Origin of the sequence: Paenibacillus sp. FSL R10-2736, from assembly GCF_038000245.1 — a bacterium.
GTDB classification, from domain to species: Bacteria; Bacillota; Bacilli; order Paenibacillales; family Paenibacillaceae; genus Paenibacillus_AQ; species Paenibacillus_AQ phytohabitans.
On record NZ_JBBOBN010000002.1, the window covers coordinates 1,267,129 to 1,280,595 of the forward strand.

The following is a 13,467-nucleotide window of genomic DNA, read 5'->3' on the forward strand; positions in this document are numbered from 1 at the left end:
GCTATGATCGAACGTTACAGCAGACCTGAGATGCGGGCCATTTGGACCGAAGAAAATAAATTTAACGCGTGGCTGGAAGTTGAAATTTGCGCCTGTGAGGCTTGGGCCGAGCTGGGAGTGATCCCGCATGAGGATGCCGCGAAGCTGCGCAAGGACGCCAAATTCGACATCGCGCGGATCGACGAAATTGAACAGGAAACGCGTCATGATGTGATTGCTTTTACCCGTGCAGTATCGGAGAGCCTGGGTGCAGAACGCAAATGGGTGCATTACGGACTGACCTCCACGGACGTTGTCGATACGGCGCTCGGCTACCTGCTGCGTCAGGCCAACGAAATTCTGGAGCAGGATATTATCCGGTTCATTGAGATTCTTAAAGATAAAGCAGTAGCTTACAAGGATACCCCGATGATGGGCCGTACACACGGCGTACACGCTGAGCCGACGACTTTTGGACTCAAGATGGCGCTGTGGTATGAGGAAATGAAGCGTAATCTGGAGCGTTTCCGTCATGCGGCGAGCGGCGTCCAATTCGGCAAAATCTCCGGGGCTGTCGGCACCTATGCCAATATCGACCCGTTCGTTGAAGAATTTGTCTGCCGCAAGCTGGGCACCAGCCCGGCACCGATCTCCACGCAGACGCTGCAGCGTGACCGTCACGCTGAATACATGGCTGCGCTGGCACTGGTCGCCACTTCGCTGGACAAGTTCGCTACTGAAATCCGCGCTTTGCAGAAGAGTGAGATCCGCGAGGTGGAGGAAGCTTTTGCTAAAGGTCAAAAGGGTTCATCCGCTATGCCGCATAAGCGCAACCCGATCGGCTGCGAGAATATCTCCGGTCTGTCACGCGTGATCCGCGGCCATATGGTTACAGCATACGAAAACGTGCCGCTGTGGCATGAACGCGATATCTCGCATTCCTCGGTAGAGCGGATCATCCTGCCGGATGCGACCATGCTGCTGAACTATATGCTGAACCGCTTCGGCAATATCGTAAAGAACCTGACCGTGTTCCCGGACAACATGAAGCGCAACATGAACCGCACCTTCGGTGTTCCGTTCTCCGGCCGCATCCTGACGAAGCTGATCGACAAAGGCTTCAGCCGCGAGCAGGCATACGACACTGTACAGCCGCGTGCGATGCAGGCTTGGGAGGAACAAACCCAGTTCCGTGACATCGTTGAAGCTACACCGGAAATCACAGCCGTACTTAGTCCGGAAGAGATCGAGGATGCTTTCAACCCTTCCTGGCACCTCAAGCATGTGGACACCATCTTCCGCAAGCTGGAGCTTATCTAATTAAAAAAGGTGAGTCAGTGGTGAACTGATGAGCTGGAGAAGATATGGGCGGAGTGTTGGGGAGTTGTTCCCTGGAAGCGTAGCAACAGGGGAATACGATTAGACATTGGGGGTAAAGGAGGAACGGAGAGGAATTTTGGAACTGGAGAAGCGTTAGCGTTCGCCTTTATGTTTGGATTTCTACCGCAGCCAGCGGTTCAAATCAGGAAATTCAAACATAACAGCGATCGAAAGTCCAAAATTTCCCGCAGTGACCCTATTAACCCGAAGGAGCTTTCAATTCCTTTGATGCGAAGCGCAGGAAACAAGCGTCTCAACGCTTTTAGCCCAAATATAAGCAAGATCATTTGTTCAAGGGAGGAAAGGTCATGACATCAACGGCCGTATCCACTGCCGTGGAACTCGTAAATGCACCGCTGCTCTACAAAGGTAAGGTTCGTGAGCTGTACGATTTGGGGGATGAGGTACTGATTGTCGTTACGGACCGCATTTCCGCATTTGATTACGTGCTGGACCCGGCAGTGCCGGACAAAGGCAATGTGCTTAACCGGCTTAGCGCCTTCTGGTTCGGCCAGACCAAGGAGCTCATTGAGAACCATGTGGTTCATATCGACGTGGACCGGCTCGGGGATATTGTACGGGACCGCGAAGCGCTGAAGAACCGCATCATGGTGGTCCGCAAAGCAGAGCGGATTGATATCGAATGTGTCGTGCGCGGCTGTATTACCGGCGGCGGCTGGCGGCAGTATCAGGAGACCGGCAAAGTGAACGGCATCGAGCTCCCCAAAGGGCTGCGCAAGAATGCGGTGCTGACCGAGCCGATCTTTACGCCGGCGGCGAAGAATGATGTCGGCCATGATGAGGACATTCCTTTTGAGCAGATGCAGGAGCTGATTGGCGCAGAGCTTGCGCAGGAGCTGAAGGAGAAGAGCCTGAAGCTGTTCGCTTTTGCCAGAGAATATTGTAAAGACCGCGGCATCATCCTCGCCGATTGCAAATTCGAGTTCGGGCTGCTGGACGGCAAGGTCATCCTGATTGACGAGATTTTCACGCCGGATGCTTCCCGCTTTTGGGCCAAGGACAAATACGCGCTGGATATCGAGATCGACAGTATGGACAAGGAGCCTGTACGGAGCTACCTTTCGGCATCCTCCTGGGACAAGAACAGCACGCCGGACCCGCTGCCGGTTGAAGTGGTGGAAGAGACCTCACGCCGGTACCTGGATATTTATCACCGCCTTACCGGAAAGTCCTTATAGATTATCTGATACGCCTGTTCCGACCAGCAGCAGCCAACTTTTAATTGTATTCTCTGCAGTTATTTTGCCCGAAAAAGATGCCATTTGCTCTTTAACTGTATCTGATACAACTAAAATGTGTGAAATGGCCTGAAAAGCAGATTTTTTAGAGAAATAGCTGTACGAAATGCAACTATAGTTGTTATCACAGGAGATATTGAGATTATAGCTGTACATTATGCAGTTAAGTTAGCTGCCCGCAGTGAAGTGAGTTGTTGCAGCTCACCGTTAGAGGTTAGCACATCGTTGTAATGTTGAGTTACGGTAAGTTTTCATTCCGGGTACCCAGTCCAGCTCATTAAATTTTAGGAGGAACTACAAGCGTATGTTAAAAGCGACAGTCTACGTCACCATCAAGAAAAGCGTGCTCGATCCCCAAGGTGTAGCCGTGCAAGGGGCGCTGCATTCCGTAGGTTTTCAGGAAGTTGAAAGTCTGCGTATCGGCAAATATATGGAGCTGACCCTCGATACCGACAACCGCGCTGAAGCGGAAGGACGCCTCAAGGATATGTGCGAGAAGCTGCTGGCCAACACGGTGATCGAGGATTACCGCTACGAATTGGAGGACTAAAAGTCATGAAATTTGCTGTACTTGTCTTTCCAGGCTCCAATTGTGACATTGACTGCTACAAAGCAGTAGAAGACAGCCTCGGCGAACCTGTAGATTATGTGTGGCATACGGCGACAGATCTGTCGGCTTATGACTGCATTCTCGTGCCGGGCGGTTTCTCTTATGGTGACTATCTGCGCTGCGGCGCAATTTCCCGGTTCGCTCCGGTGATGGCTGAAGTGGCCAAAGCGGCGGAGCAGGGCAAATTCGTGCTCGGCATCTGCAACGGGTTCCAAATTCTGACCGAAGCCGGCCTGCTGCCTGGCGCTCTGCGCCGCAACATGTCGATGAAGTTCCGCTGTCATGACACGGTGCTTAAGGTAGTGAATAACACAACTCCGTTTACGATCGACTATGCGCAGGATGAAGAGATCGTTATTCCGATTGCGCATGGCGAAGGCAATTACTATTGTGATGAAGAGACGCTGGCTGAGCTCAAAGCTAATAATCAAATCGTATTCACTTACAGCGACAACCCGAACGGTTCAGTCGCCGATATCGCCGGAGTCAGCAATGTAGCGGGCAATGTGGTTGGTATGATGCCTCACCCGGAACGTGCAGCGAACAGCCTGCTTGGTTCGGAAGACGGCAAACGGATGTTCACATCCATTCTTACATCGTGGAGGGATCGTTATGACGCAGCAAGTATCCGCTAAGGAGCCGACCGCAGAGCAGATCGCGGAGCAGAAAATCTACAGTCAGTTCGGTGTATCGGACAGCGAATATGAGCTCATTACTTCCTTCATGGGACGTAAGCCTAACTATACAGAAATCGGTGTATTCAGCGTGATGTGGTCTGAGCACTGTGCCTATAAGAACTCGAAGCCGCTGCTGGGCCGTTTCCCGACAAGCGGACCGAAGGTGCTGATGGGACCGGGCGAAGGCGCAGGAATCGTTGATATCGGAGACAACCAGGCGGTTGTTTTCAAAATCGAGAGTCACAACCATCCATCGGCAGTTGAGCCTTATCAGGGCGCGGCGACCGGGGTGGGCGGGATTATCCGCGATATTTTCTCCATGGGTGCAAGACCGGTGGCGCTGCTGAATTCCCTGCGTTTCGGGAAGCTTGAGAGCGACCGGGTAAAATATCTGTTCGAGCATGTTGTGTCCGGGATCGCAGGCTATGGCAACTGTATCGGCATCCCGACCGTCGGCGGGGAGATCATGTTCGATGACAGCTATGACGGTAATCCGCTGGTTAATGCGATGTGCGTGGGTCTGATTGATCACGATAAAATCCAGCGCGGTGTCGCCAAAGGGGTAGGTAATCCCGTATTCTACGTGGGTCCTCCAACAGGCCGTGACGGCATTCATGGTGCGACCTTCGCCTCGGTTGAGCTTAGTGAAGAGTCAGAAGCAAAGCGGACGGCGGTTCAGGTTGGCGATCCGTTCATGGAGAAGCTGGTTATGGAATCATGCCTGGAGCTGATCGACAGCGGTATCGTCCTCGGTATTCAGGATATGGGTGCAGCCGGACTCACCTGCTCCAGTGCTGAAATGGCGAGCAAAGCGGGCAACGGCCTGGAGCTGTATCTGGATCAGGTGCCGCAGCGCGAAGACGGCATGACTCCATATGAAATGATGCTCTCCGAATCCCAGGAGCGGATGCTGTTCGTGGTTGAGCCTAAGGATGAAGCACAGGCACAGGAAATCTTCGACCGCTGGGGCGTGATTTGCCGCAAAGTGGGTAAGGTAACGGATGACGGCCGCCTGAAGCTGTTCCATCACGGTGAAGTGGTCGGCGACATGCCGGTAACAGCTCTGGTCGATGAATGTCCGATTTATAACAAACCATCTGCTGTTCCTGCTTACTATGAGGAGAATGCCTCGGTGGATACGCTTCGCTATGAAGAAGTCACCGATCTGGGCAGCGCCCTGCGCACCGTACTGGGATCACCTACAGTAGCCAGCAAAGCATGGGTATATAACCAATATGATTATATGGTGCGGACCAGCACGGCCGTTCGTCCGGGTTCTGATGCAGCAGTAGTAACGATCCACGGCACACGCAAAGCTCTGGCGATGACTACGGACTGTAACGGACGTTATGTCTATCTCGATCCTGAAGTGGGCGGGCGGATTGCCGTCAGCGAAGCAGCACGTAACATTGTCTGCTCCGGTGCCCAGCCGCTGGCGATTACGGATAACCTGAATTTCGGCAGTCCGGAGAAGCCGGAAATCTTCTGGCAGATGGAACGTGCGGTAGACGGTATGGCTGAAGCCTGCCGTGTGCTGGATACCCCTGTAATTGGCGGTAACGTCAGTCTCTACAATGAAAATGCTTCAGGAGCGATCTATCCGACACCGGTTGTCGGCATGGTGGGTCTTGTAGAAGATACCGATCATATTACAACTCAGGCCTTCAAGCAGGAAGGCGATTCGATTCTGTTGCTTGGTGTTACAAAAGCAGAGCTAGGCGGCAGTGAATTCCAGTATGCTGTTCACGGCCTGACCGAAGGACGTCCGCCAGAACTCGATCTGGCAACGGAACGCAAGCTGCTGGATGCCGTACTTGCTGCGATCCGCAGCGGGCTGGTCCGCTCGGCCCATGACCTATCCGAAGGCGGCCTGGCCGGAGCGCTTGCAGAAAGCTGTATCAGCGGCAAAACCGGAGCGAATATTGAACTGTCTGCCGGCGGACTGCGTCCAGATGTGGCGCTGTTCAGCGAGAGCCAATCCCGGATTATTCTGACTTCAGCGCCTGACCGTGCTGAAGAACTGAAAGCGGCGGTTGCCGCATACGGCGTACCTGTAGAGATCATTGGAACCGTCGGCGGGGACCGCCTGCGTGTTGCTCTGGACGGAGCAGCTGCACTGGATGAAGCAGTTACTGAACTTAAGACCATTTGGGAGGATGCTATTCCATGTCTTATGAAATAAAGACCGGGAAAGAGCAGGAAGCCCCTATCCTGTGGACCGGCGACTTTTACAACGAAGGAACGGGCTCGGGAGATATTTTTGACACGTTAAAAGAAGAATGCGGCGTCTTCGGGGTCTTCGGACACCCGGAAGCCGCTTCCATGTCCTATTACGGTCTGCATGCCCTGCAGCACCGGGGCGAAGAGAGCGCGGGCATCTGCGTAGCGGATGGGCGCGACTTCAACTACCACCGCGGTATGGGCCTGGTGAAGGAAGTGTTCGACAAAGACAAGATCGCTTCGCTGATCGGAGATATGTCTATCGGACATGTGCGTTATTCGACCAGCGGAGACAGCCGGCTGACCAATGCGCAGCCGCTGGTCTTCAAATACCGTGACGGTGATCTCGCGATTGCCACGAACGGCAATATCGTCAACGAACCTCTGATCCGTAAGCAGCTGGAGCAGGGCGGCTCGATCTTCCAGACCACCAGCGACACTGAGGTGCTGGCGCATCTGATCGCGCGTTCACAGAAGGATTTTGTCGAAGCCACGAAGGATGCCCTGGCCCAGCTGGTTGGTGGTTTCGCCTTCCTGCTGATGACAAACGACAAGCTGATTGTTGCTTCTGACCCGCATGGCTTGCGTCCCTTAGTGATGGGCCGGCTGGGCGAAGCTTACGTCTTCGCTTCCGAATCCTGTGCACTCGAAGTCATCGGCGCTAAGCTGGTACGCGATATTGAGCCGGGTGAGCTGCTCGTGCTGGATAAGGATGGTTTCCGGGAGGACCGCTTCGCGGAGCCTAAACGCAAAGCGCTGTGCGCGATGGAATACATCTACTTCGCACGGCCAGACAGCGATCTGAACGGCTCCAACCTGCACTCCGCCCGCAAGCGGATGGGCAGCCGGATGGCGCTCGAAGCCTTCGTGGATGCCGATATCGTAACCGGCGTGCCGGATTCCAGTATCTCCGCAGCCATCGGCTACGCTGAGCAGACTGGCATCCCGTACGAGCTTGGACTGATCAAGAACAAATATACCGGCCGGACCTTCATCCAGCCGAGCCAGGAGCTGCGTGAGCAGGGCGTGAAGATGAAGCTCAGCGCGGTGCGCCGTGTCGTGGAAGGCCAGCGTGTAGTCATGATCGACGATTCCATCGTGCGCGGCACGACCTCGCGCCGGATCGTGAATCTGCTGCGCGAGGCCGGAGCGGCTGAGGTTCACGTGCGGATCACCTCGCCGCCGTTCAAGAATCCTTGCTTCTATGGCATCGATACCCCGGACCGCCGCGAGCTGATCGCCTCTTATAAGACGATCGCCGAGATGTGCGAGGAGATCAATGCGGACTCACTTGCCTTCCTCTCACCGGATGGACTGATCCAGTCCATCGGCGGCTATAATAGTGACGATTACAAAGGCGGACTATGCCTGTCCTGCTTCGATAATGATTACCCGACACAGGTTGATTTCGGCGGGGAAGAGAAGGACGGATGCTCGTGCTAGTTGGGACATCCCCCTGCGGGTCCCATCCCCCTAAGTCGTAGGCCCATCCCCCTAAATCCCCCTTGCAAAGGGGGACCCCGGAGGGCGCTGCCCTCCGGCCACCCGAAAGTTTGGTGGTAGGAGTTTGCTCTAAACTTGCTAAGAGGGCGTGGGTGCCGGGTGCCCGCTTTGTCCCTGTGTGCTGCGCACGGCCGGGACACGCTTTACGGCGCTGCGCGCCCTGGCGGCATGCTGCCCGCCGGGCCCTGGCTCCAGAACCTGTCCTGTTTGCTGCCGCAAATCCGGAGGTTCTGTCGCCCAAGGATACGCACGGCTTTGCCCCGTGCGCTAGAGGCTCCCGCCCCCGTCCTGTTTGCTAACGCAAAGTCGGGGGGCCGGTCGCCTAAAGGATGCGCACGGCTTCGCCCCGTGAGCTTGGAGGCGCTGGGCTTCGCCCACAGCACCGAACAATTGCTGCTGTGCAAGGCGCGGAATTTCGGCTTGCGGCACGGGTTTTAACCCCGGTGGTTGGAGTCATGAAGAGGAATTTTGGAACTGTAGGAGCGTCAGCGTTCGCCTTTATATTTGGATTTCTACCGCAAATTGCGGTTCAAATCAGGAAATCCAAATATAACAGCGGCCGGAAGTCCAAATATTCTTCGTAATGACGACTATAACCACCAAAAGATTCAAATCCCTGCCGCCCCGAACCCGCGCTCTAAACTAATTTAAATGAGGTGTCCAAAAGTGTCGGAAGCTTATAAAAACGCCGGAGTGGATATTGCGGCTGGCAATGAAGCGGTAGAACGCATGAAGAAGCATGTGAAGCGCACCTACCGTCCTGAAGTGATGACGGAGCTGGGCGGATTCGGCGCACTGTTTGGCCTGAATAAGGACAAATATGAAGAGCCTGTTCTCGTATCGGGAACGGACGGCGTGGGCACGAAGCTCAAAATCGCGTTCGCAGCGGACCGCCACGACACGATTGGCATCGATGCCGTAGCCATGTGTGTAAATGACATCGTAGTACAGGGCGCAGAGCCGCTGTTCTTCCTCGACTATCTGGCCTGCGACAAGGTAGTGCCGGAGAAGATCGAGGCGATTGTCGCCGGAATCGCCGAAGGCTGCCATCAGGCAGGCTGCGCATTAATTGGCGGCGAAACGGCCGAGATGCCGGGGATGTATTCGGCCGGTGAGTACGATATCGCCGGATTTACGGTAGGCGTTGCCGACAAGGCGAAGCTCGTAACCGGCGCGGACATTGCACCGGGAGACACGGTGATTGGTCTGGCTTCCAGTGGCATTCACAGCAACGGATTCTCACTGGTGCGTAAGCTTTTGCTGGAGGAAGACGGCTACGGACTGAATGAAGTAGTGCCTGAACTGGGCGCTCCGCTCGTGGATGTGCTGCTAGCTCCAACCAAAATCTATGTGAAGCCGCTGTTGTCGCTGCTGGAACAGCTTCAGGTTAAAGGCATGGCTCACATTACCGGAGGCGGGTTCATCGAGAATATCCCGCGCGTGCTGCCTGAGAATGTAAACGTAGAGATTAACTACGGCTCTTGGCCGATTCAGCCGGTCTTCGGATTGATGCAGAGCAAAGGCAATGTAAGCAACCGCGATATGTTCACCACATTTAACATGGGCATCGGTCTTGTGCTGGTAGTAGCTGAAGCGGACGGAGCGCGCGCGCTGGAGCTGCTGAAGGCCAGCGGGGAAGAAGCTTATCTTATCGGGACTGTAACGGAAGGCGAACGCAAGGTAACCTTTACAGGAGCTGAAGTCTGATGCAGTGGAGCCGGATCGCTGTATTTGCCTCCGGACAGGGCAGCAATTTCGCCGCACTGGTCCAGGCGCAGCAGGAGGGTAAGCTCGGCGGAGGCAGCATAGAGCTGCTGGTCTCGGACAAGCCGGAAGCGCCTGTGGCACAGCGGGCGGAGGAAGCGGGAATTCCCGCCCTCCTGCTGCGGCCGAAGGACTTCGCGGGCCGGGAGCTGTACGAGGCAGCGATTGTTGCCGAGCTTCAGCGCCGGGACATCGGGCTGATCGTGTTGGCCGGGTATATGCGGCTGATCTCACCGGTGCTGCTTGAGCCTTACGCCGGACGGATCATCAACATCCATCCATCGCTTTTGCCGGCCTTCGCCGGTAAAGACGCGATCGGACAGGCGCTGGATTATGGCGTGAAGCTGACGGGAGTTACGGTGCATTTTGTCGACGGAGGCATGGATACCGGACCGGTTATTGCCCAGCGCAGCGTTGAGGTGAAGCCGGGAGACACAGCCGATTCACTTGCAGAACGTATCCACCAGGTAGAGTACGGGCTGTATCCCGAAGTGGTGGCAGCTTTGGCAGCCGGCAGAGTGGATCTGAACGGAAGAATAACGACAATTGGCGAATAATAGCAGAGCCATACCAGCCGGATCTGACAAACACAAAAAATGTATTTCAGGCAGGTGCGGCTGATTCTGATATTTCTCGGGAAATATTGCACAAAGTCTGCAAGATGTCGGATTGGCTGACTGAGCAGTTTGAAATTGCCGGAATTACGGGTTTGCTGACATGCCGGTTGCTGTCGATATAGCAATTGGATTCACTCCACTTAATTTGTCTGAATACCAGTGATCGCAGAACGTAATTGGATAAAGTACAACTAATTCTGGCGTTTGTAGGCTCTAAGGCGCATATGGCATCATTTAGATGGACAATTTCCAACTACTTTTCTATCTGGCTGATAACAAGCCGAAATTAAATGACGTAAATCCACTTATTCTATAAACACTCTAAAACTCAAGTTATAAGCACGGGCTAACCGGCGACAATGATCCTGCGATCATAGGCCACAACCTAATCTAGCGTGAATCCAGAGGAGGACTATTCAAAGTGAGTATCAAAAGAGCGCTGGTCAGCGTATCGGACAAACAGGGCATCGTGGATTTTTGCCGCGAGTTGTCTGCACTAGGCGTAGAAATTATCTCCACAGGCGGCACCAGCACACTTCTGGCTAAAGAAGGCGTTCCGGTCATCGGGATATCCGATGTGACAGGCTTCCCCGAAATTATGGATGGACGCGTCAAAACGCTGCATCCTGCTGTACACAGCGGCCTCCTGGCCGTTCGTGACAACGAAGAGCATACCCGTCAGATGAATGAGCTTGGCCTTGATTACATCGACCTCGTTGTGGTGAATCTGTATCCGTTCGCGGAGACGATTGCCAAGCCGGATGTGTCTTATGAAGAGGCTATCGAGAACATCGATATCGGCGGACCGACCATGCTGCGTTCTGCGGCGAAGAACCATGCGTTTGTCAGTGTGGTGGTGGATGCGGCCGACTATGCGAATGTGCTTGAAGAAGTACGCGCCGGTGGAGATACAACCCTTGCAACCCGCAAACGTCTTGCGGCCAAAGTCTTCCGCCATACGGCGGCTTACGATGCCCTGATTGCCGATTATCTGGCGAATGTCACAGGTGAACCGCTGCCGGAGCGCTATACGGTCACTTATGAGAAAATCCAGGATCTGCGCTACGGCGAGAACCCGCATCAGAAGGCTGCGTTCTACCGCAAGCCGCTGGCGGCGCAGGATACCCTTACGGCTGCTGAGCAGCTGCACGGCAAAGAGCTGTCCTACAACAACATTAATGACGCGAACGCTGCGCTCCAGATTGTCAAAGAATTTGAAGAGCCTGCCGTTGTAGCCGTGAAGCATATGAATCCTTGCGGAGTCGGCGTGGGCACAAGTGTCTACGAAGCTTATCAAAAAGCTTACAGTGCGGACCCAACCTCCATCTTCGGCGGAATTGTTGCGGCGAACCGGATTATCGATGAGGATACGGCTAATATGCTGAAGGATATTTTCCTTGAGATCGTTCTGGCTCCGGGCTTCACGGATGAAGCGCTGGAGATCCTGACGAAGAAAAAGAATATCCGCCTGCTCAAGCTTGGTAACCTCAGCACGGCAGCTTCCCGCAAAACCAGCTTTGTCGTAACCTCCATTGAAGGCGGAATGGTTGTGCAGGAAAGTGACGTTCATTCCGTGAATCCGGAGGAGCTGCAGGTCGTAACCGACCGCAAGCCAACGGAAGAAGAACTGAAGCAGCTGCTGTTCAGCTGGAAGGTGGTTAAGCACGTGAAGTCGAACGCGATCGTGCTGGCGGCTGATAATATGACCGTAGGCGTAGGTGCCGGACAGATGAACCGTGTCGGCGCGGCCAAGATTGCGATTGAGCAGGCCGGAGAGAAATCCAAAGGCTCCGTACTGGCGTCAGATGCCTTCTTCCCGATGGGCGACACCCTGGAGATGGCTGCCAAGGCTGGTATTACGGCGGTTATCCAGCCGGGCGGATCAATTAAGGACGAGGAATCCATTAAGGTTGCTAATGAATACGGCATTGCCATGGTCTTTACCGGCGTTCGCCACTTCAAACACTAGAACGCTGGGAGGGTAACATACTTATGGATATTTTAGTGGTCGGCGGCGGCGGCCGGGAGCATGCGATCATCTGGAGCTTAACCCGCAGCCCCAAGGCCGGTAAAATCTACTGTGCACCCGGCAACGCCGGGATTGCGCAGCTTGCCGAATGTGTGCCGATCGGCGTATTCGAGTTCGATAAGCTGACCGCGTTTGCCAAGGAACGGGAGATCGGGCTGGTCGTCATCGGACCGGATGATCCGCTGGCAGCGGGGATCGTCGATGCATTTGAAGCGAAGGATATTCCTGTATTCGGCCCACGGAAGAATGCGGCGGAAATCGAGGGCAGCAAGACCTTCATGAAGGATCTGCTGCATAAGTACAGCATTCCGACAGCGGCGTATGAGAAGTTCAGTGATTATGGGACTGCACTTGCCTATCTGCGTACTCAGGAGCTGCCTATTGTAATCAAGGCGGACGGATTGGCCGCAGGCAAAGGTGTGACCGTGGCGTATTCCCTTGAGGAAGCGGAGGCGGCTCTGCAGGATATCATGGTGGCTAAGGTGTTCGGTGAAGCCGGCGCACAGGTCGTGATTGAGGAGTTTCTGGCCGGGCAGGAAATGTCGATTCTGGCCTTTGTGGATGGCGAAACAGTGCGGCCGATGGCGGCTGCACAGGACCATAAGCCGGTATTCGACGGCGATAAAGGACCTAATACGGGAGGCATGGGGACATACTCCCCGCTTCCGCATATCGATGAGTCTATTATCCGCGAAGCGGTGGAGACCATCATCGAGCCGACAGCCAAAGCCATGGTGGCTGAGGGACGTCCCTTCAGCGGCGTGCTGTTCGCAGGGCTCATGATCTCGCCGGACGGCAGACCGAAGACGATAGAATTCAATGCCCGCTTCGGTGATCCCGAGACGCAGGTTGTTCTTCCCCGGCTACAAAGCGACTTGCTGGAGATCTTTCTGGCTGTTACAGAAGGCAGACTGGCGGATATCCAGATTGAGTGGAGCGATGAGGCGGCAGTCTGCGTGGTCCTGGCTTCGGAAGGCTATCCCGGTCCTTATCCGAAGGGTGTGCCGATCAGCGGCCTTGAAGCGGATACGGACGGACTCGTCTTCCATGCGGGAACCGCACGCGGTGAGGACGGCAGCTGGGTAACCAACGGCGGCCGGGTGCTTGGAGTTGTAGGCATGGGGCCTACGATTGCTGAAGCGCGTGCAGCAGCATATGCCAGTGCCGGAAAGATCACCTTCCCGGGCAAACAGTGCCGTAGTGACATCGCTATGAAGGCTCTGATCTGAGGATAAAGCACTGTATTTCAGCCAGATAAGAGTGCCTATGCTTTGGGGCCAATGCAAATTACCTGTATACTCGTCGAAGCTAAAGCCCCACTTTGCGGGGTTAGTTTATGCTATTAGTCCCAAAAAAAGGACTGACAAGTAGTAGGAGAAGTGCTATAATACAACTCGTACGGGGGAAAATGTGCGGATATATACAGATA

Annotated in this window: 10 protein-coding genes; all 10 read left to right on the forward strand. The window is 54.7% G+C overall.

What is annotated here, in order from left to right; translation table 11 throughout:
* The first annotated feature begins 3 nt into the window (after positions 1 to 3).
* The 10 genes from purB to purD all read left to right on the forward strand — a co-directional run bounded on the left by purB (position 4) and on the right by purD (position 13,267).
* Positions 4 to 1,299 (forward strand): adenylosuccinate lyase, encoded by a 1,296-nt coding sequence (gene purB, locus NSQ73_RS33650; protein ID WP_042133396.1) that lies wholly within the window; start codon positions 4 to 6, stop codon positions 1,297 to 1,299.
* A 368-nt stretch (positions 1,300 to 1,667) separates the two neighbouring features.
* Entirely contained in the window at positions 1,668 to 2,558 is an 891-nt protein-coding gene (locus tag NSQ73_RS33655) for a phosphoribosylaminoimidazolesuccinocarboxamide synthase (RefSeq protein WP_340990505.1), read from the forward strand.
* Positions 2,559 to 2,922: 364 nt separating this feature from the next.
* Positions 2,923 to 3,168, forward strand: coding sequence for a phosphoribosylformylglycinamidine synthase subunit PurS (gene purS, locus NSQ73_RS33660; RefSeq protein ID WP_039298247.1), 246 nt, complete (start codon positions 2,923 to 2,925; stop codon positions 3,166 to 3,168).
* Positions 3,169 to 3,173: 5 nt separating this feature from the next.
* A complete protein-coding gene (gene purQ, locus NSQ73_RS33665) occupies positions 3,174 to 3,863 on the forward strand; it encodes a phosphoribosylformylglycinamidine synthase subunit PurQ (RefSeq protein ID WP_039298250.1) in 690 nt (229 codons plus the stop codon).
* Positions 3,841 to 6,087: a phosphoribosylformylglycinamidine synthase subunit PurL gene (gene purL / locus NSQ73_RS33670; protein WP_340990507.1), complete on the forward strand. Its 2,247-nt coding sequence runs from the start codon at positions 3,841 to 3,843 to the stop codon at positions 6,085 to 6,087. The genes purQ and purL overlap by 23 nt, the downstream gene beginning before the upstream one ends.
* Positions 6,072 to 7,568: an amidophosphoribosyltransferase gene (gene purF / locus NSQ73_RS33675; protein ID WP_039298466.1), complete on the forward strand. Its 1,497-nt coding sequence runs from the start codon at positions 6,072 to 6,074 to the stop codon at positions 7,566 to 7,568. Before purL ends, purF begins: the two co-directional genes overlap by 16 nt.
* 726 nt (positions 7,569 to 8,294) lie before the next feature.
* Complete coding sequence (gene purM / locus NSQ73_RS33680) at positions 8,295 to 9,335, forward strand: phosphoribosylformylglycinamidine cyclo-ligase (protein WP_340990510.1); 1,041 nt, start codon at positions 8,295 to 8,297, stop codon at positions 9,333 to 9,335.
* A complete protein-coding gene (gene purN / locus NSQ73_RS33685) occupies positions 9,335 to 9,949 on the forward strand; it encodes a phosphoribosylglycinamide formyltransferase (RefSeq protein WP_340990512.1) in 615 nt (204 codons plus the stop codon). The genes purM and purN overlap by 1 nt, the downstream gene beginning before the upstream one ends.
* A 481-nt stretch (positions 9,950 to 10,430) precedes the next feature.
* The gene (purH, locus tag NSQ73_RS33690; RefSeq protein ID WP_340990513.1) at positions 10,431 to 11,978 is read left to right on the forward strand and encodes a bifunctional phosphoribosylaminoimidazolecarboxamide formyltransferase/IMP cyclohydrolase; all 1,548 of its coding nucleotides are present in this window, start codon (positions 10,431 to 10,433) and stop codon (positions 11,976 to 11,978) included.
* A gap of 23 nt (positions 11,979 to 12,001) precedes the next feature.
* On the forward strand, positions 12,002 to 13,267 hold the full coding sequence (gene purD, locus NSQ73_RS33695; RefSeq protein ID WP_340990514.1) for a phosphoribosylamine--glycine ligase: 1,266 nt from the start codon (positions 12,002 to 12,004) through the stop codon (positions 13,265 to 13,267).
* Positions 13,268 to 13,467 lie beyond the last annotated feature (200 nt).

Bases quoted from the DNA above. Each gene is read 5' to 3' on its own strand.
- purN (WP_340990512.1), top strand. From the start codon at position 9,335: ATGCAGTGGAGCCGGATCGCTGTATTTGCCTCCGGACAGGGCAGCAAT.
- purQ (WP_039298250.1), top strand. From the start codon at position 3,174: ATGAAATTTGCTGTACTTGTCTTTCCAGGCTCCAATTGTGACATTGAC.
- purD (WP_340990514.1), top strand. From the start codon at position 12,002: ATGGATATTTTAGTGGTCGGCGGCGGCGGCCGGGAGCATGCGATCATC.
- purF (WP_039298466.1), top strand. From the start codon at position 6,072: ATGTCTTATGAAATAAAGACCGGGAAAGAGCAGGAAGCCCCTATCCTG.
- NSQ73_RS33655 (WP_340990505.1), top strand. From the start codon at position 1,668: ATGACATCAACGGCCGTATCCACTGCCGTGGAACTCGTAAATGCACCG.
- purL (WP_340990507.1), top strand. From the start codon at position 3,841: ATGACGCAGCAAGTATCCGCTAAGGAGCCGACCGCAGAGCAGATCGCG.
- purB (WP_042133396.1), top strand. From the start codon at position 4: ATGATCGAACGTTACAGCAGACCTGAGATGCGGGCCATTTGGACCGAA.
- purS (WP_039298247.1), top strand. From the start codon at position 2,923: ATGTTAAAAGCGACAGTCTACGTCACCATCAAGAAAAGCGTGCTCGAT.